Source organism: Paenibacillus glacialis (assembly GCF_001637205.1).
GTDB classification, from domain to species: Bacteria; Bacillota; Bacilli; order Paenibacillales; family Paenibacillaceae; genus Paenibacillus_AQ; species Paenibacillus_AQ glacialis.
On the sequence record NZ_LVJH01000025.1, the window covers coordinates 155,586 to 174,951 of the forward strand.

The 19,366-nt window shown below is 39.8% G+C and carries 21 protein-coding genes; 6 read left to right on the forward strand and 15 right to left on the reverse strand.

Annotated elements, in window-relative coordinates; all coding sequences use genetic code 11:
• Positions 1–526 precede the first annotated feature (526 nt).
• Genes PGLA_RS14650 through PGLA_RS14660 form a run of 3 tightly spaced genes read right to left on the reverse strand, consistent with a single transcriptional unit; the run spans position 527 to position 1,916 of the window.
• On the reverse strand, positions 527–751 hold the full coding sequence (locus tag PGLA_RS14650; RefSeq protein WP_068533949.1) for a DUF951 domain-containing protein: 225 nt from the start codon (positions 749–751) through the stop codon (positions 527–529).
• Positions 741–1,649 (reverse strand): mechanosensitive ion channel family protein, encoded by a 909-nt coding sequence (locus tag PGLA_RS14655; RefSeq protein WP_068533952.1) that lies wholly within the window; start codon positions 1,647–1,649, stop codon positions 741–743. The genes PGLA_RS14650 and PGLA_RS14655 overlap by 11 nt, the downstream gene beginning before the upstream one ends.
• A 12-nt stretch (positions 1,650–1,661) precedes the next feature.
• Positions 1,662–1,916: a putative Se/S carrier protein gene (locus PGLA_RS14660; RefSeq protein ID WP_068533954.1), complete on the reverse strand. Its 255-nt coding sequence runs from the start codon at positions 1,914–1,916 to the stop codon at positions 1,662–1,664.
• Positions 1,917–2,081: 165 nt separating this feature from the next.
• Between PGLA_RS14660 and yyaC the strand changes: the two genes are divergently transcribed.
• Entirely contained in the window at positions 2,082–2,687 is a 606-nt protein-coding gene (gene yyaC, locus PGLA_RS14665) for a spore protease YyaC (RefSeq protein ID WP_068533956.1), read from the forward strand.
• Here the strand turns inward: yyaC and PGLA_RS14670 are convergent.
• The 12 genes from PGLA_RS14670 to rpmH form a co-directional block, all read right to left on the reverse strand.
• Positions 2,662–3,162, reverse strand: a complete 501-nt coding sequence (locus PGLA_RS14670; protein ID WP_068533958.1) for a DUF4446 family protein — start codon at positions 3,160–3,162, stop codon at positions 2,662–2,664. The two genes, yyaC and PGLA_RS14670, sit on opposite strands and share 26 nt — an antisense overlap.
• Positions 3,163–3,229: 67 nt before the next feature.
• The gene (locus PGLA_RS14675; RefSeq protein WP_068533960.1) at positions 3,230–4,375 is read right to left on the reverse strand and encodes an aminotransferase class V-fold PLP-dependent enzyme; all 1,146 of its coding nucleotides are present in this window, start codon (positions 4,373–4,375) and stop codon (positions 3,230–3,232) included.
• A gap of 121 nt (positions 4,376–4,496) precedes the next feature.
• A complete protein-coding gene (locus PGLA_RS14680; RefSeq protein ID WP_068533962.1) occupies positions 4,497–5,345 on the reverse strand; it encodes a ParB/RepB/Spo0J family partition protein in 849 nt (282 codons plus the stop codon).
• Positions 5,338–6,099: a ParA family protein gene (locus tag PGLA_RS14685; RefSeq protein ID WP_068533964.1), complete on the reverse strand. Its 762-nt coding sequence runs from the start codon at positions 6,097–6,099 to the stop codon at positions 5,338–5,340. Before PGLA_RS14685 ends, PGLA_RS14680 begins: the two co-directional genes overlap by 8 nt.
• Positions 6,100–6,351: 252 nt before the next feature.
• The gene (noc, locus tag PGLA_RS14690; RefSeq protein ID WP_068533966.1) at positions 6,352–7,170 is read right to left on the reverse strand and encodes a nucleoid occlusion protein; all 819 of its coding nucleotides are present in this window, start codon (positions 7,168–7,170) and stop codon (positions 6,352–6,354) included.
• Between the two features lie 420 nt (positions 7,171–7,590).
• The gene (rsmG, locus tag PGLA_RS14695; protein WP_068533968.1) at positions 7,591–8,313 is read right to left on the reverse strand and encodes a 16S rRNA (guanine(527)-N(7))-methyltransferase RsmG; all 723 of its coding nucleotides are present in this window, start codon (positions 8,311–8,313) and stop codon (positions 7,591–7,593) included.
• Positions 8,314–8,316: 3 nt separating this feature from the next.
• Complete coding sequence (gene mnmG / locus PGLA_RS14700) at positions 8,317–10,209, reverse strand: tRNA uridine-5-carboxymethylaminomethyl(34) synthesis enzyme MnmG (protein ID WP_068533970.1); 1,893 nt, start codon at positions 10,207–10,209, stop codon at positions 8,317–8,319.
• A gap of 89 nt (positions 10,210–10,298) precedes the next feature.
• The gene (mnmE, locus tag PGLA_RS14705) at positions 10,299–11,675 is read right to left on the reverse strand and encodes a tRNA uridine-5-carboxymethylaminomethyl(34) synthesis GTPase MnmE (RefSeq protein WP_068534018.1); all 1,377 of its coding nucleotides are present in this window, start codon (positions 11,673–11,675) and stop codon (positions 10,299–10,301) included.
• 197 nt (positions 11,676–11,872) lie between these two features.
• On the reverse strand, positions 11,873–12,559 hold the full coding sequence (jag, locus tag PGLA_RS14710) for an RNA-binding cell elongation regulator Jag/EloR (protein ID WP_068533972.1): 687 nt from the start codon (positions 12,557–12,559) through the stop codon (positions 11,873–11,875).
• Positions 12,556–13,446, reverse strand: a complete 891-nt coding sequence (locus PGLA_RS14715) for a YidC/Oxa1 family membrane protein insertase (protein WP_068533974.1) — start codon at positions 13,444–13,446, stop codon at positions 12,556–12,558. The genes jag and PGLA_RS14715 overlap by 4 nt, the downstream gene beginning before the upstream one ends.
• A gap of 74 nt (positions 13,447–13,520) precedes the next feature.
• Complete coding sequence (rnpA, locus tag PGLA_RS14720) at positions 13,521–13,871, reverse strand: ribonuclease P protein component (RefSeq protein ID WP_068533976.1); 351 nt, start codon at positions 13,869–13,871, stop codon at positions 13,521–13,523.
• Between the two features lie 253 nt (positions 13,872–14,124).
• Entirely contained in the window at positions 14,125–14,259 is a 135-nt protein-coding gene (gene rpmH / locus PGLA_RS14725; RefSeq protein WP_068533979.1) for a 50S ribosomal protein L34, read from the reverse strand.
• Between the two features lie 605 nt (positions 14,260–14,864).
• Between rpmH and dnaA the strand changes: the two genes are divergently transcribed.
• From dnaA to remB, 5 genes are all read left to right on the forward strand, one after another.
• Positions 14,865–16,211, forward strand: a complete 1,347-nt coding sequence (dnaA, locus tag PGLA_RS14730) for a chromosomal replication initiator protein DnaA (RefSeq protein WP_068533981.1) — start codon at positions 14,865–14,867, stop codon at positions 16,209–16,211.
• Between the two features lie 193 nt (positions 16,212–16,404).
• Positions 16,405–17,544, forward strand: a complete 1,140-nt coding sequence (gene dnaN / locus PGLA_RS14735; RefSeq protein ID WP_068533983.1) for a DNA polymerase III subunit beta — start codon at positions 16,405–16,407, stop codon at positions 17,542–17,544.
• A gap of 52 nt (positions 17,545–17,596) precedes the next feature.
• On the forward strand, positions 17,597–17,815 hold the full coding sequence (gene yaaA / locus PGLA_RS14740; protein WP_068533986.1) for a S4 domain-containing protein YaaA: 219 nt from the start codon (positions 17,597–17,599) through the stop codon (positions 17,813–17,815).
• A 160-nt stretch (positions 17,816–17,975) separates the two neighbouring features.
• The gene (recF, locus tag PGLA_RS14745; RefSeq protein WP_068533988.1) at positions 17,976–19,088 is read left to right on the forward strand and encodes a DNA replication/repair protein RecF; all 1,113 of its coding nucleotides are present in this window, start codon (positions 17,976–17,978) and stop codon (positions 19,086–19,088) included.
• A 17-nt stretch (positions 19,089–19,105) separates the two neighbouring features.
• Entirely contained in the window at positions 19,106–19,357 is a 252-nt protein-coding gene (gene remB / locus PGLA_RS14750) for an extracellular matrix regulator RemB (RefSeq protein WP_068533990.1), read from the forward strand.
• The last annotated feature ends 9 nt before the right edge of the window (positions 19,358–19,366 follow it).

The window sequence follows — 19,366 nt, forward strand, 5'->3', positions numbered from 1 at the left end:
TTGGATGTGTGTCTAATTCAACATACTTCTACACAACCAGACAAATCTTATTTCTTTTACTAGGACCCATCTCGTTTAGATATTTTACTAAACGATAACAAATCTATCTAGATTTATTAACTTTGTTAACGTAAGACTACGTTAATGTATTAACACTTCACTGTATTTGATTACTTTCTACAACATACCTAACAAATAAATGACGTATAATGTCATGTTATTGTTAGGTTAATGCATTAATTACATTAACAACATCCGTTTGTTTTTTTTACATTACTTACCCTATTCTCAAACAAGAAGAAACAGTTACATCGGTTCCGAAGGCGGATATCCATCTCTTCGGAAATATAAGAATTAGATTATCAAGTGAAACTTATAACCTCTTATATTTACAAAAAAGACTTGCTACAGTAATCTGTAGCAAGTCTTTTAAGTCAGGCATCTAGGCATCATCCAGATTAAGCACTCTTAAAGATCAATAATAATGGAATGCTTTCCATTCCCCTCATATCCCCTCTATTAAACCTCAATTCAACGATTCTATTGATGTATCTGGTGGCAACGTGGAACGAAGGACCTTCTTCATATTTTTTTCAAATTTCACACGTGGAATGAGTACACTATGCTGACACCCGACGCATTTAATTCGAATGTCCATTCCCATACGAATAATCTCCATTTCATTGCTTCCACACGGATGCTGCTTCTTCATTTGTACAACATCACCTAATTGAAATACCTTACGTTCCATCCCCAGTACCCTCCTCACGTTTCATGATTTCTAATTGTAACGCTTCCTCATCCTCAATGGCTTGCCTTACATCCATCTGGATTTGACGTTCTACCCTTTCACGAGTCGCTGGTAAGCATTCTGCCACAATCCGAAGCGCATATTCACTTGTACTTAATGATTGGACACCTAACACATTGGGTGAAGAGATCATTTCAGGAGTTTTCTCATAGGTATCTACTAAAGCTTGTTGTATAAGTGTGATGCTCTGCTCAAGATTACGTTCATTCTTAATAGGGATATCTACAATCGCTAATGCATTCGATAACGAATAATTTGTAACAGTTGTAATCGCTCCATTCGGTAATACGTATACTTCACCCGTATGGCTTACGATTCTTGTCGTACGAATTCCTATCATCTCCACGGTACCTTTGAAGGTGCCTGTCTGAATGACGTCTCCAACCGCGAATTGATCTTCTAATATGATGAAGAACCCTGTAATCACGTCTTTCACCACGCTTTGAGCCCCGAATCCAATAGCTAAACCTAGCACACCCGCTCCAGCAAGCAGCGGCGCAAGGTCAAAGTTAAACTCGGATAATACGATCAAGAACATAACGAAATTACATACCACCGTTATGGTGTTCTTAAGCAGCCCCCCTACCGTCACGAAGCGTCGAGGATTCATTCTTAGCTTACTATTCTCCTGATGTGACAACGTTTTGTCTATGACTTTATATACGATTTTAATAACCAAACGAGTCAGCACAAATATAATAATTATTCTTACGGCTGCTAAGAGAACAACCATCCACATATCACTATCCGTTAGCCAATTCCACGCCCTGTCTTTAAAATTCAGCGCCTCCTCTATGACTTTCTTCGCATTCTCAGTTTCAGTCCCTGAATTCTGCAAGATTCCTCCTCCTTACATCTCGATGATTTCATAATGCTCTAAGTTGTTTTTTGTAAAGATGCCACGAATCTCTACCCGCTCTTGTTCAATGATGCTCTGCACGACAATCAAATCCTTCTCTGGAAAGAGAATAGATAGTGCGCAGCCTGCAGTAACATCTTTGGGTGTAGGAAATAAGTCAATTTCAATATCTGCATACTCCAGTAGCATTTCAGCTCTCAGTGCCTGCTGAGTGGAGTCAAATGCAATGAGAAGCCATTCCTCCATCATACAGCCCCCTGTGTTTTATCTTAAATAGTGTCCGCTTATGCATTCAATAGGTTTAAATAGACATTATTCTACGCTTACCATATCCATACATGGGATCTGAGTATAAATAAATCATTTCATCCATATACTAGTACTACGATCCATACTGGAAAGGAAGATCATATGAGCCCTCTCACCAACCCATTCTCGCAACAACAGCTTTCTTGCTTAAAAATACCACATACGGACCCTGAAATCCATTCTGCTATCATTCATCGGTTGTTATTCCATCTCTCACAAGTCAAAGAGGGCCAGCCTGTTATTATTGTGTGTATTGGAACCGATCGATCTACAGGAGACAGCCTTGGTCCGCTCGTAGGCACTTCTTTATCTCGCTTTAATAGTCATCTCTTCCGCATCTATGGCACATTGGATGAACCCGTTCATGCCGTTAACTTACAAGACACCATATCTTCTATTCATGAATTGTTTCATCAACCCTTTATCATCGGTATAGACGCCTGTTTAGGTCAATCCTCTAGTATAGGCTGTATACAAGTAGCTGATGGGCCTCTGAAGCCCGGTGCGGGTGTAAATAAACAATTACCGCCGATCGGCGATATCCATCTGACTGGCATCGTTAACGTCGGCGGCTTCATGGAATATTTCGTATTGCAAAACACACGTTTAAGTCTAGTGATGCGCTTATCTGAAATTATCGCAACAAGTCTATACTCCGCGATTAAGGAATGGAAGTCTCACTCTACATATTTTGCTTTGCGAGAGTAATAGCTTCCTTCTCCTCCGTCGATAAAGCGTGTTTAGATTCACCTTGTTCAAGCGATTTAGCATAGATATAGGAATTCTCCCGATTATATATTGAAGTAAGTACGACACCATCAGAATGATCATCCATGATTGCCACAGAGAAGCTTAGATCGCTACCCCTTTCTCCAAATGCATTATATCTAATTAGACCCACATGTCCTTTTACGGAATGTAGCTTATTCACGGTACTATCCAATATCACTCGCTGTTGTTTATGATCGTCTTCCATGCTATCTAATTGCATTTTCAGATCGATCAGCAGTGACTCTAGATTTTCTACTCCACTACCTGACATCATCATTTCGTATCTACGGCGCAATTTTTTTAATTTGGATAATTGCGATAACATCAAGATCAACAACATAAACACCACAAACATGATGACTCCAATAAATATAGCCAAATGTTCCTCAATTAAACCGTTAAGTTCCGACATTGATGATTCATTTCCTTTCCTTAATCTAGACTAGGCTATACATATTAAAGTTCTAGTCTATTCTCGTTTACATAATTCTTTCCATGGCTCTAATTAGAGAATCCACTTCTACTTCTGTTGTATTAACCCCTACACTTGCACGCACTGCACCACTTTGTTCTGTATGAACAGCATAATGGGCTAATGGCGTACAATGAAGTCCTGCTCGCACAGCAATTCCAAATTCACGATCTAACCGAAATGCAATTTCTGATGAATCATGATTATCCACTACGAAAGAAACAATACCCGTGCGCGGCATTCCCTTGTCTGGTCCTAATAAAGAGATGCCAGTGATGGGCTCTAGCCCCTCTAAAAGCCGCTGTGTAAGATTCCATTCATGAGTATATATCCATTTAGGAGTTAGCTCAATCACTTTTTCCACCCCTGCTCGTAACCCGGCAATTCCAGCAGTGTTGGGTGTCCCTGCTTCATAACGATCAGGTCGAACAGAAGGTTGTTCCTTCTCCTCAGATTGACTCCCAGTCCCACCATGTAACAACGGATCCAGATCCATATGAGGGGCAATATAGAGCCCTCCCGTCCCCTGAGGCCCTAGTAAACCTTTATGCCCTGGAAAAGCCAATAGATCGATATTCATGCGTTCTACATCTATATCAAGGATTCCTGCGCTTTGTGCGGCATCTACTAAAAGAACAGCTCCATGATGATGAGCTAATCTACCTATTTCCTCCACAGGCAGGATACTTCCTAATAAATTCGAACTATGATTGCACACGACTAATGATGTTGGTTGTTTCAATGCCATTTCTACATCCTTAAGGTTCAATTCACCTTTGTCGTTAACCTTTACATAATCAACAGTTATTCCAAGTGTTCTCTTCAAATATTCTAGTGGACGTCGAACAGAATTATGTTCCACCATCGTAGCAACGACATGGTCACCCTCTTTTAACAATCCCTTAATCGCCATATTCAGTGCCATCGTCGTATGAGGTGTAAACGCAATATCATTAGCATTCCTGATATGAAATAATTTCGATAGTTGCAACCTAGTTTCGAAGAGCACTCGACTGGCCTTAACAGCCATCGTATGACTTCCTCTTCCGGGATTAGCGGCTGACTGTTCCATAGTGATCTGCATTGCTTCGAGTACACCAGGAGGTTTAGGCCAAGAGGTAGCCGCATGATCTAAGTAAATAATTGAATCCAATCAGAACCCTCCTCTAAAAGCAGAAAAGCATATCCTTTTCCTATGATGGAAAACAAACCAGATATGCCCTCTCTCAACCACTATTTTTCATGATCGAATTATCATAGAAATGTCTGTCCCTCTATGCTTGTTGCAACAGTTCCAATAATCGTTCTAAATCTTGTTTGCTGTAATAATTCAATTCAATCTTGCCTTTATCTTCTTTATTATGTTTAATCTTCACCGTTGTATGGAATCGATCCCGAAGTGACTCTTCTAGATGATCAATATATGGATCCGTTTTCTTAGACGTCGGTTTTTGAGTTTCTACTGGTTTACGGTCCAAGTATTTCACCGTTTCCTCCAGCTCTCTTACACTCCACTCATTATCTACGCATTGTTTTGCTAATTGTTTAATGACTACTGGATCCTTAATCCCTACGATCGCTCTCGCATGACCCATAGTCAATGTTCCACGTGAAACATAATCCTTAACTTCTTCAGGCAATGCCAGTAACCGCAAGAAATTAGCAATATGAGATCTTGATTTACCCACTTTAAGTGAAAGCTCTTCTTGTGTTAAAGAATATTGATCCATGAGCCCTTGATATGCAACAGCAATTTCCATAGCGTTTAAGTTCTCACGTTGCAAATTCTCAATTAATGCAATCTCCATGACCTGCTGATCAGTAAAGTTACGAACAACCGCCGGAATAGTTGCCTTTCCACAATATTGAGATGCTCGGAAACGACGTTCACCAGCAATAATTTCATAACCTTTAATAACACTACGTACGATAATCGGTTGAATGACACCATGTTGGCGAATAGACTCTGCTAATTCCTGTATTGCCTCTTCTTTAAATTCCTTACGAGGTTGATAAGGATTCGCACGTAATTGACCAAGTGAAATTTCAACAATCTTGTCATCATCATTAATAGATAGTGACGGGATTAAAGCATCTAGCCCTCTACCCAATCGCTTACTCATATGAGATCACTTCCTTTGCCAACTCTAGGTACGCTTCAGCCCCTTTAGAGCGAGGGTCATACGTTATGATCGATTTACCATGTGATGGAGCTTCGCTCAATCGAACATTTCTTGCAATTACAGTACGGTACACTTTATCTTGGAAATATTTCTTAACTTCCTCAATAACTTGAATTCCTAGATTCGTACGGGCATCGAACATCGTTAATAGAACACCTTCAATTTGCAAAGAAGTATTTAGATGTTTCTGAACCAATCGGATCGAGTTAAGTAACTGGCTTAAACCCTCTAAAGCGTAATATTCACACTGAATTGGGATAATGACAGAATCTGCAGCCGTAAGTGAGTTAATGGTTAGTATCCCTAAGGATGGTGGGCAATCTATCAAAATGTAGTCATATTTGTCTTTTACCAATTGTAACGATTTCTTAAGACGTAGTTCTCTAGATATGGTAGGCACCAATTCTATTTCTGCTCCAGCCAATTGAATTGTGGCAGGAATAATATGTAAACCCTCTACTTCTGTATGAATGATAGCATCTTTGGGATGAACTTCATTTATGATGACATCATATATACAATTCGCAACATCCGCTTTATTAATTCCAACACCACTTGTTGTGTTTCCCTGCGGATCTATATCAACTAGAAGCACTCTCTTCCCTAAAGAAGCCATGCCAGCACCCAGATTAACGGAGGTCGTTGTTTTACCTACCCCGCCCTTTTGATTAGCTATGGCAATAATTTTAGACACTCAATTCACCTCAATATATTATTGACTCTTCGTGTAGTTCGTGAGATATGGTTATACGGTATCGAAATTGGTTTATTGAGTTAGTTGGACTGAATCCTAACTACTTCACAAGTAGAAACGGCTGTGCCGCCCTTTTTCAAGGACAGCACTCGTTTTAGCGGACATATAAGGAATAGAGTATCAAGTGAAACTTATACTTTCTTATATTTTAAGAAAAAGCAGCTTAAATTGCCACTTCCATCTTCCCCCGCTTCATGATCTTTTGGGAATTTGAATTACAATTTCATAGTGATCCTCGTGATCCTTCTCAGTTGTTTTAATTGACAATCCTGATCCAGATACCATATCAATAGACTGTCTAATGGTATTCAAAGCGAGACGAACATCTTTGGTGAATGAGATTCTTTTTGATTTCTTTACTATAGATGATTCTTTATAATAGGCCACTCTTGCTTCGGTTTGCTTCACATTTAATTCTTTAGCAATGACTTCAGCTAGTAACTTCAGTTGCAGTGCTTCAGGACTTAAAGATAAAAGCGCGCGTGCATGCCGCTCAGTGACTTTTCGTTCCATTAGAGCTTGCTTCACCGCTTCTGGCAAGTGTAGTAATCGAATCTTATTAGCAATCGTAGATTGACTCTTACCCAAGCGCTGAGCTAGACTCTCTTGTGTTAATTGATGTAAGTCAATGAGTTTCTGATAAGCAACTGCTTCTTCAATAGAAGTTAATCCCTCACGTTGCAAATTCTCAATCAATGCAATGGAAGCTGCTTGTGAATCATTGAAATCACGGACAATAGCAGGTATCGTTTCAAGTCCTAACTTCTTAACTGCTCGCCAACGACGTTCACCTGCAATAATCTCATACTTATCATTGCGATAACGAACAACGATAGGCTGAATCACACCATGAGTTTTAATCGTCTGACACAGTTCATCAATCTTATTATCATCAAAAATAGTGCGCGGTTGAAAGGGGCTTCCTACAATGTCGTCAACTGGAATTTGTTTCACTTCATCCCCATTAGTGCGCTCGGTTAGGCCAAATAACTTAGAAAATTGTTCTTTCATTCCGTATATTACCACCTAGTTTCATAATAGTACCGAGTCAAAGTGGATTACTTCAATCGAGTACATTCCACCATGCAATGCCAGCACCTTCTAATCGGTATACAAAGTAAAAACCGTTTAGTTCACTTTGTACATTTATGGACCATTCGCTTTCATTCAACGTAGAAAATAATGCTCCATACACCCAAAATCTGTTGTTCTATTATTTGAAAAAATGATGATTTTTCATCACATGTTGTAAGAAATTCTACCTATCCTATTCTATCATTATTTTTCATATAATCCTATTCTATCATACTCATTAATTTCTATATATTGTTTATTCCTAAATATAAATAAAAGACTTTGTTATCCCAATGATCTGGGACACAAAGTCTTTATGATTCACAATGTTTCACGTGAAACATTGTGTGGTACAACCTATATTAGAGGAGACTTAGCTGCTACCCCTGGACTTCTTGGGTATTTTTGAGGTGTAGCTGCTCTCTTTTGTACAATGATAATGTGACGTTCAGCATCTTCCACCGGAAGTGTGAATTTTTCAACTTTGGTAAGCTTGCCTTTTAATTGTTTGAAGCTATACGAAGCTTCTTTCAATTCATCTGCAGGATCACTACCCTTCATAGCGGCGAATGTTCCATCCACGCGTACAAAAGGTAAACAAAATTCGTTAAGCAGTGCTAACTTCGCAACGGCTCTCGCCGTTACTAGATCATAATGATCTCGGTACCCTTGTTTCTGTCCCCATTCCTCTGCTCTTCCATGAATCAGTTCAACACCCGTGAGGTCTAACTGCTCAACGATATTTTTGAGGAAAGATATTCTTTTGTTAAGCGAATCGATAATCGTCAACTGAATATCTGGGAAACAAATCTTGAGTGGGATTCCAGGGAATCCCGCTCCAGAACCAATATCCGCTAGTGTCTTCACATGCTTCATATCTACAAAAAAAGCAAGGGAAACGGAATCAAAGAAATGTTTCGTATACACCTGATCCCTCTCCGTGATACCAGTTAAATTCATCTTTTCATTCCAGCTCACCAATTCTTTGAAATAAATTTCAAATTGGTTCAATTGTGTTTCACTCAACGAAATTCCATGCTCCTGTAGGCGACTAGTAAATGACTGTTGTATAGCATCCATAGCTTAACCCCTTGCCGCAGTTACACGGTTATAATGTTCAAGATATACCAGTAGAACAGATATATCCGCAGGTGTAACACCTGAGATCCGTGATGCTTGCCCAATCGATATCGGACGAATGTTAGCAAGTTTCTGGCGAGCTTCGATCGCCAATCCATGAATTTCGGAGTACTCTATAGAATCCGGAATTTTCTTTTTCTCCATCTTCTGTAGACGTTCCACATGAATCAATTGCTTCTCAATATACCCTGCATATTTAATTTGAATTTCGACTTGCTCTTTCATCTCATCGGTTAATTCATATGGAGAAGGTGAGAGTTGTTCAATGACACTATAGTTAATTTCAGGTCGACGTAAAAGTGCCAGCATCGTAGTTCCATCCTGAATTTGAGTGGACTCGGACTCTTCTAGAAGTGCATTCACTTCTTTAGGTTTCGCCTTCTCAACCGTGAGGCGTTCAACTTCAAGTTCAACTGTATTCTTTTTATTTAAGAATCTTTTATAGCGATCATCAGTAATTAAACCAATCTCATGTCCAATCGGAGTAAGACGTAAATCAGCGTTATCATGGCGAAGTAATAAACGATATTCAGCACGTGAAGTCAACAAACGATAAGGTTCATTCGTTCCTTTTGTCACCAAGTCATCGATCAATACACCAATATACCCTTGCGAGCGATTAAGAACGACGGGTTCTTTCCCTTGAACCTTACGTGCTGCGTTAATTCCTGCAATAACCCCTTGTCCAGCAGCTTCTTCATACCCTGAAGTACCATTAATTTGACCCGCTGTGAACAATCCAGGCATTTTCTTAGTCTCAAGTGACGGATATAATTGTGTAGGTACCATGGCGTCGTATTCAATCGCATAACCATTACGCATCATTTCTACCTTTTCCAACCCTGGGATAGAACGTAACATGGATAATTGAACATCCTCTGGCATACTCGTTGACAAGCCTTGTACATAATATTCAGCCGTGTTTCTACCTTCTGGCTCTAGAAAAATCTGATGTCTCGGTTTATCACTGAAACGAACGATTTTATCCTCGATAGATGGACAATAACGTGGGCCTGTTCCTTCAATAATCCCGGAGAACATAGGCGCACGATGGAGATTCTCAGTGATAATCTGCTGCGTATCTACTGAAGTATAGGTTAACCAACAAGGAAGCTGCTCATTCGAATTCATCGATGATTCTGTCTCATACGAGAAGAACTTAGGCTTACTATCCCCTGGTTGAATTTCCGTCTTGGAGAAATCAATCGTATCTCTATGCACACGTGGAGGCGTACCTGTTTTAAATCGTACAAGATCGAACCCGTGCTCACGCAAATTTTCCGCTAATTTAATAGAAGGTTGTTGATTATTCGGGCCACTTTCATAAGCTAACTCACCCATGATAACTTTCCCGCGCAAATAGGTCCCTGTCGTTAACACGATCGATTTACCACGATACTCGGTACCCGTCTTCGTAATTACGCCGACACAATGGCCATCTTCAACGATGAGCTCATCTACCATACCCTGACGCATCGTTAGATTTGATTCCTTCTCCATCGTTTCCTTCATTGTATGCTGATAAGAGAATTTGTCCGCTTGTGCCCGAAGAGCATGTACAGCAGGACCTTTTGCTGTGTTCAGCATTCTCATTTGAATAAATGTCCGATCTATATTTCGACCCATTTCGCCACCAAGCGCGTCGATTTCACGCACGACATGACCTTTAGCAGGTCCACCGATTGAAGGGTTACATGGCATAAATGCCACCATATCTAAATTGATCGTAATCATTAATGTTGTGCAACCCATCCGAGCAGAAGCTAACGCAGCTTCAACACCGGCATGACCTGCACCAATTACGATGACATCGTAATTTCCACCTGCATAACTCATGGTCTTACCTCCCTTAAATAATTGTATCATTTGTATCTATGTTATCTATTAACATTAAGCTTTAATGACTAATTAATCACAAAAAGCCTCTATTTACCCAAACAAAATTGCGAGAAGATTTGATCAAGCAACGTATCCCCTGCAGTATCCCCAATAATCTCTCCAAGTTGTTCCCATGCCAATCGAACATCGATCTGAATCATATCAATCGGGATATATTGATCAGCAGCATCATACGCATCTTGCAATGATTGCTTCGCCTTATTCAATAGAGCAATATGTCGAACGTTACTTACATATGTCATGTCATTCGACTCAAGACTTCCACTGAAGAATAATTGTGATATGGCATCTTCCAATGCATCAATTCCTTCTTGAGCCTTTACAGACATCTGTACGATACTCTCTTCATTGAAGTAACGCTTAATAACATCCATATCGATCATAGACGGTAAGTCTATTTTATTCATAATCACAATGCATTGTCTACCGCGGATTTGTTCCATTAATACCAATTCATCCTCATGTAAAGGCTGACTAGCATCAAATACAAGCAAAATCAGGTCCGCCTCATTTACCGCATTCTTGGAGCGTTCTACTCCAATCTTCTCAACTATATCAAGCGTTTCACGAATACCGGCCGTGTCTAACAACTTCAATGGAATATTGTTGATCGTAACAAACTCTTCAATGACATCACGTGTCGTACCTGGAATATCCGTAACGATCGCTTTATTATCATGCGCCAATGTATTCAATAAAGAAGATTTCCCTACATTAGGACGACCAATGATGGCCGTTGTAATCCCCTCACGAAGAATTTTACCTTCCTCCGCTGTCTTTAACAGTTTCGTAATACCTTCCATGACCTCGCCACATTTATCTTTTATAAAAGAGGACGTGAGTGAATCCACATCATGCTCTGGATAATCAATATTCACTTCAATATGTGCCATCGTCTCAATCAAGGTAAATCGTTGTTTCTTAATTTGTTGGGATAGATCACCCTTAACCTGCTTTAATGCAATAGAAAACGCTCGATCAGACTTAGACCGAATGAGGTCAATAACTGCCTCAGCTTGCGACAAATCTATTCTTCCATTCAAAAATGCACGCTTTGTGAACTCACCTGGTTCAGCCAGGCGAATATTTTGCTGCAACAGAATACCCATCACTCGAGTAACGGAGATCACTCCACCATGAACACTGACTTCAACGACATTCTCCATCGTAAAAGAACGTGGGGCCCGCATCACTGTCACAAGTACCTCTTCTACTTGTTCTTCTGTCTGAGGGTTTATAATGTGTCCGTAGTGAACCGTATGAGATTCAGCATCAGACAGCTTAATACGACTTTTGAAAATTCGATCCACTTCAGGAATCGCATCTGGACCACTAACACGGATAACGGCAATTCCCGCTTCTCCAACGGCTGTAGCAATCGCTGCAATAGTATCACTAATCAACATAATCTAAATTCACTCTCTCTCTTCTAAAATATAAAAAAACAATGACTCCTGCACACGTATCAGAGAGTCATTGCATCTATATAGAAATAATTAAAGTTTATTTTAGTCTTTAATTGTTTCTATCTATATAGATTGAACTAAAGTTCATACACCTTAAGGTTCGTCTTTAGTTCATTCTATCTATTTCATCTCGTTTACCTTAACGAAATGACTACACGCCTGTTCGGTTCTTCACCTTTGCTGTAGGTCTTAACCACTTTATGATCCTGTAATTTGGCATGAATCACCTTACGCTCTTGAGGCGACATCGGCTCTAGCACGACCTCTTTATGGGAACGAATTACACGTCCTGCCAAGCGATCTGCTAGCTCTTCCAATGTCTTCTTGCGGCGTTCACGGAAGTTCTCCGCATCTAGTATAATTCTCAAGTAACTAGTCGATACACGATTAGCTACAATGTTGGCTAAATATTGAAGAGAATCGAGCGTTTGCCCTCTCCTTCCAATCATTAGGCCTAAGTCAGGACCAAAGATATGCAGCGTTGTAGCATCTTTCGTATGCTGCACTTCCACCTCTACTTCCAGTCCCATGCTTCTGCCTACATCTAAAATGAACTTCACTGCTGCGGCGTATGGATCTCCATCAACTGCTTCATTACTTACAGAGGATGAAATCATTGTCCCCACGACTGGCTCTGGTGTGACTTCTGGAAGCAAAGTAAGTTCTACTTTCGCTTCCCTGACACCAATCAGTCCCAGGAATCCTTTTGACGGCTGCGAAAGTATGTTAACCGTAACACGGTCTTGGCTTACCCCTAGTTGAGCAAGTCCCTTATTAACAGCTACTTCAACGGTTTTTCCTGAAGCGATGACGTTGCTCATTTAGACCGTTTAGCCCCCTTCGAGTTATTACCTTTACCTTTGTTTCCTTTTTTATTTCCTTGGGCATTACCTGCTAAGGCAACACCGGAAACGTTGGCTGTCTTATCACTACTACGATAAAGGAAATAATTCTGTACTATCGTATACACGTTACTGAAGAACCAGTACAACGGCAATGCCGCTGGGAAATTGTATGACATGAAGAAAATTAATACTGGATAAACCATCATCATGAACTGCATAGGCCCCTGCATTGGCGTTGGATTCATCTTCATCATCATTTTAGTCTGAATAAATGTCGTAAGTGCAGCTAAAATAGGAAGAATAGGAAGGGGAACTCCAAATAAAGTAACTTTGTTATCTGGTTCTCCTAGCTGCATCCATAGGAATGTACCGTGACGCAATAGTTCATTTCCATATATAGAGTTATAGAGAGCAATAAATATAGGCATCTGCACAATCAACGGTAAACAACCTGCTAAAGGATTTACCTTATTCTCTTGAAACAACTTCATTGTTTCTTTTTGCTGTTGCTCTGGATTGTCTTTAAACTTTTCTTTTAGCTTCGCGAGCTCTGGTTGAATGGCTTGCATTGCCTTAGAACTTTTTACTTGTTTAATCGTTAATGGCAAAATAAGTGTACGAACAATAATAACCATTACTAATACGGCTAGTCCGTATTGTCCACCGAACCAATTGGCGAAGGTATCGAGTGCTTTAGCGAACCAATAAACTACATTACTCTGCCAAAAGCCCCCTTGTTGTAAATCTGCAAGGGTTTTAGTAGCAGCAGGTGCTCCACACCCCGATAGTATGGTCATTGCGAACATCATCACAATGGTGAGGAGGATCCATTTCTTTCCTCGGCTAGTCTTAAATCGCGACACTTTATTACCCCTCTCTTAGCACTTCCATTTCATACTAAATCATACCATATTCAAATAGACAAGGAAACCTGACCTCAGCGGTTTGAAGTCTTCAAAAGTGACGCTTTCCGTAACACATGCAACACACTTCTTTCCATATCCTTATATGGCATAGTTATCGCGCCCTTGCGAACAATAAATACAAGGTCCACGTGTTCGATAAGCTCAGAATCATGATGACGAACAATTTCCTTCACCATTCTTCGCATGCGATTGCGTACAACTGCATTACCGACCTTTTTGCTAACTGAAATCCCAACTCTGAATTGCTCTACTTCTTTCTTCCGGAACCAATAGACAACAAATTGATGATTGGCAAATGACCTTCCATGGCGATATACGCGACTGAAGTCAGCACGGTTTCTTAAACGTAAAGTTTTTTGCACGAGTTTCTCCCAATTTCACTTCAAATTTCAATGCGATTTATTTATTACTTCATATATATATTATAGGCAGCATCCAGATCCTCTAAACTAAACTGATCTATATAGAACGAACTAAAGGCGAAACGCCATATTCATTATCTTCTTTAGAAATGATTGAACTGGTGAGCGCAAACTTTAGTTCAATCTATCTATTTGCCCTTCTTCCATTATTAACAGAAAAAAAGACCACCGCGGTGGTCTTCATGCACGTAGATTACGCACTCAAAATCTTTCTGCCTTTTAAGCGACGAGCAGCCAGCACTTTACGGCCGTTTTTCGTGCTCATTCTTTTACGGAAACCATGAACCTTAGCGCGTTTGCTCACATTTGGTTTAAAAGTCGGTCTCATGTATTGCACCCCCTTACAGGAATTATAAACATAGATTAACCATTTTCATATTCACAGAAAATGCCTCTATACATTTAACCATGTAGACGGACAAAAGTCAACTGATCCATGCGTTTTCTTCTTCCCTCTTTATATAAGGGGTTCATAAAAAGTTTTCCACAGGTTTCAAAAAGTTTTACTTGTGAATTCAACTTATCCACTTGTACACAATAGTCAAGTTTTCGATTTTTTAAGGCACAACCTGTGTATAAGTTATATTGGAATTTACAAGATGCTGTCGAAAGTTTAACATTTTATAAACAATATGTTGTGTTGTGAATAAAATCTATACACAAGTTATTGAGTTTGTGGATAAATTAGCCTGAATCATTGATATCACACCATTATTTTGCTATGATGATAATACTTTTGGTTGTGTATACATGATTTAAACCTCAATATTATCAACAAGCTGTGGATAAAGTTGTGAACAATTTCAATTTATCCATTTTTTTATGTTTCCACCTTTCTGAGTTTTGGGGATAAATGTAACATTATTCATTATATTTCGACATTTCCTCTCATGGCTCTCGCCACATTTGGATGATTTAAAGGAGTGACAATCTGTGGAAAGCCATACTTCTGAATTATGGCAACAAATTTTATCTATTATTCAAAGCAAATTAAGCAAGCCCAGCTTTGATACCTGGTTTAAAGCAACAAAGGCGACACGGATGAACGATCATTCCATTGTGATCTCAGCTCCAACAACATTTGCTGTCGAGTGGCTGGAAAGTCGTTACACCAAATTAGTGGGTTCGACTCTTTTTGAGGTTGTTGGAAAGCAGCTTGATGTCAAATTTGTGATTGAAGAAGCTGTCATTGAGGATCCCATTCCTTCACTATCGTCTTCCCAACCGCAATTGTCTCATGAAGAATCCATGACTCACATGCTTAATCCGAAGTATACCTTTGACACCTTCGTTATTGGATCAGGTAACCGGTTTGCTCATGCAGCATCGCTTGCTGTCGCTGAAGCGCCAGCAAAGGCCTATAACCCACTGTTTCTATACGGCGGTGTTGGACTCGGAAAGACTCACTTAATGCATGCGATCGGTCATTATGTATTGGAGCATAATCCAAACAGTAAGGTCGTTTACCTTTCTTCAGAGAAATTTACGAACGAATTTATTAACTCTATTCGTGATAATCGAACGGAGAATTTCCGTAACAAATACCGTAGTGTTGATATTCTACTTGTAGATGATATACAATTCATTGCTGGTAAAGAGTCTACACAGGAAGAATTTTTTCATACGTTCAATGCACTTCATGAAGAGCGTAAGCAAATTATTATTTCCAGCGATAGACCACCAAAAGAAATCCCAACACTCGAAGAACGTTTACGTTCGCGGTTTGAATGGGGCTTGATTACGGATATCCAACCTCCGGATCTCGAGACTCGGACTGCAATTCTACGCAAAAAAGCCAAGGCTGAAAACTTGGATATTCCTAATGAAGCGATGACATATATCGCGAACCACATTGACTCCAACATTCGTGAACTAGAAGGCGCTTTGATCCGTGTAGTGGCCTATTCATCCCTTACGAATCAAGATGTCACCACGCATTTAGCAGCTGAAGCACTTAAGGATATCATTCCTTCAAGCCGTCCTAAGATGATCACGATGCAGGATATTCAGCAAAAGGTAGGAGAATACTACAACCTACGCATGGAAGATTTCAAAGCTCGTAAGCGTACAAAGGCAGTAGCATTCCCTAGACAAATTGCTATGTATCTTTCACGCGAATTAACCGATTTCTCATTACCCAAAATTGGAGAAGCTTTCGGTGGAAGAGATCATACAACCGTCATTCATGCCCATGACAAAATAACTCAGTTACTTAAGGTGGATCAAGATCTGTTTAAAGTGGTAAATAACCTCATAGAAAAAATCAAAAATCCATCCTGAACAAGTTCAAGCCTATGCACAATCTATACACATGTGGATAGGCTTGATTTTATTAATAAATTTAGGGTTATCCACATATCCACTGCGCCTATTACTATTACTAATAAAATCTATAAAGAATAATCATCTATAAAGAGGGTTAAAAAGGTCATCTGTTTACCCAATTTACCGAATACTTGCAAGGAGTGAAAATATGAAGATCAGCATTCTTAAAAACTATTTGAACGATTCCATCCAACAGGTGTACAAGGCCATATCAAGTCGAACTACGATTCCGATTCTGACCGGTATTAAACTGGATGTGAATCATCAAGGTGTGACCCTTACTGCAAGTGACACCGATATTTCAATTCAATCCTTTATACCCGTTGAGGATGATAACCAGACGGTTGTCCAAGTGGAGCAAACAGGTAGTGTCGTACTCCCTGCTAAGTTCTTTGTAGAAATTATTAAAAAGCTGCCTTCACAAGAAATTGTCATGGAAGTTAAAGATCATTTTCAAACCTTTATTTCTTCCGGAGCAACAGAGATTCAGATGGTAGGTCTAGATCCAGAAGAATTCCCCATTTTACCGGCAATTGAAGGAAATCAGACGTTATCTATTCCTGGAGATCTATTAAAAAATATGATCAAACAGACAGGGTTTTCTATATCAACACATGAAACAACGCCTATTCTGACAGGTATCCTGTGGAACTTAGAAGATAACGAGTTGAAATTTACGGCAACAGATCGACACCGTCTGGCAACCCGATCAGCACAGTTAAATGGCGGAGATGTTAAATTCAACAATGTCGTTATTGCAGGTAAAACCCTAAGCGAATTAAGTAAAATCGTGCCGGATCAGAATACACTTGTTGATATTCTTGTATCTGACAATCAGGTTTTATTCAAAATTGAAAATGTTTTGTTCTATTCTCGAATTCTGGAAGGCATATATCCAGATACATCTAGGATTATTCCAACGTCCTACAAAACAGAACTAATCATCGACACAAAAAAATTAAGTGAATCCATTGATCGGGCTTATTTGCTGTCTAGAGAAGAAAAAACGAACATCGTGAGGTTACAAACCCTAGATCATGGGGGAATTGAAATATCTTCGAGTTCGACAGAACTTGGTAAAGTACGCGAAGAATTAGATGTGGTAGACTTTAAAGGGGAACCACTTCGTATTTCTTTTAACTCTAAATATATGCTGGACGTCCTAAAAGTAGTCGAAAGTGAACAATTGATGATTGCTTTTACGGGAATTATGAGTCCAATTGTGCTCAAGCCGATGGATGACAGCAACAGTCTTTACGTGATTTTGCCGTACCGAACCAATAATTAAAAAAAAGTTATGCACATGTGCATAGATCAACGAGAGCGAAAGGAGTATTCGAGTGAACAAAATTATTATCCACAGTGAATATATTAAGCTAGACACCTTTATGAAATTATCAAATTGTGTATCCACAGGCGGAATGGCGAAGGCTCTTCTTCAAGAAGGCCTAGTCTTCGTAAATGGTGAACAAGAAGAACGCCGCGGTCGTAAGTTATATCCTGGCGATATCGTAAAAGTAGCGGATGAAGGAACGTTTGAGGTTTCTAAAGAATCGTGATCTTTACCTCAAGAAGAAACGGGTACACCGTCCCTTAAGGGCGGGTATCCGTCTCTTCGGAAATATAAGGAATAGAGTATCAAGTGAAACTTATACTTTCTTATATTTCAAAAAATCCCAAAGCTTCGGTAACAGGGGTGAAAGATGAGGGGGATGACGTGTGTTTGTGAAAAGCATTAGCTTGCAGCAATACCGCAATTATGAACAATTGCGGTTGGATTCCTTCGGGGATGTGAACCTATTGATTGGTCCCAATGCCCAAGGAAAAACCAATCTGCTGGAAGCTATTTTTGTGTTGGCACTGACCAAAAGTCACCGAACTTCGAAGGACCGTGAATTGATTGCCTTTGAACAAGGAAGTGCCCATATAGCAGCTGTCGTTGAGAAGAAATATGGACCGCTTAACTTAGAGCTAACCCTGTCAGCTCAAGGGAAAAAAGCGAAGATAAATGGGCTTGAGCAGCGGAAACTAAGTGAATTCATCGGTTCTCTCAATGTGGTCATGTTCGCTCCTGAAGACTTGGAAATTGTTAAGGGGACACCAGGGATCCGTCGTAGATTCTTAGATATGGAGATTGGACAAGTTCAGCCAAGCTATCTTTTTCATCTGCAGCAATATCAGAAGATTCTGCTTCAACGGAACAATTTCCTGAAACAATTATGGGGTAAAGATGCTGTTGATCAGGGCTTACTCGACATATGGAATGAACAGTTGGTGGAGCATGGTGTTAAAATTATTAGAAAAAGGAAACAATTTATAATAAAACTACAGCGATGGGCTGAGTCCATTCACTATGGGATTACAAATGGCAGTGAAGATCTTCAGTTACGCTATGTTCCATCGTTTGGAGAAGCGACAGAGGAAGATGAAGCTGTCTTATTTGAGCAATTTATGATAAAGTTAAGACAAATGAAAGAACAGGAAGTTCGGCGCGGCATGACACTTGCGGGGCCTCACCGTGATGATATGACCTTTTATATTAACGGTAAGGAAGTGCATACGTATGGTTCTCAAGGACAGCAACGGACGACAGCCTTATCACTCAAATTGGCGGAGATTGAACTGATCAAAGAAGAGATCGGTGAATATCCCGTACTTTTGCTAGATGATGTATTATCTGAGCTTGATCCATACCGTCAAACCCAACTGATTGAGACATTTCAGAGCAAAGTGCAGACGTTCATCACCGCAACTGGAATAGAGAGCTTGAATGCGGATAAATTAAAGAATGCAAGCATCTACCATGTGAATGCAGGTCAGGTCGGTTTATAAAAGAGTGGAGGATCATGATGTATATACATTTGGGCGGAGAAAGAATTATTCGATCTTCAGAGCTCATTGCTATTTTTGACGTATCCATTGAGAAATCTTCTAAAATATCCAAGCAATTCGTAAACCACGTCAAGGAAGAGAAGACATTAGTTAATATCGGTGAAGAAGAAGCCAAGTCAATCGTTGTGACGAAAGATACGGTCTTTTATTCTCCCATTTCGTCTTCCACGCTAAAGAAAAGAGTTAACGTGTTTTATGCTAATGCGTAAGGAAGCAGA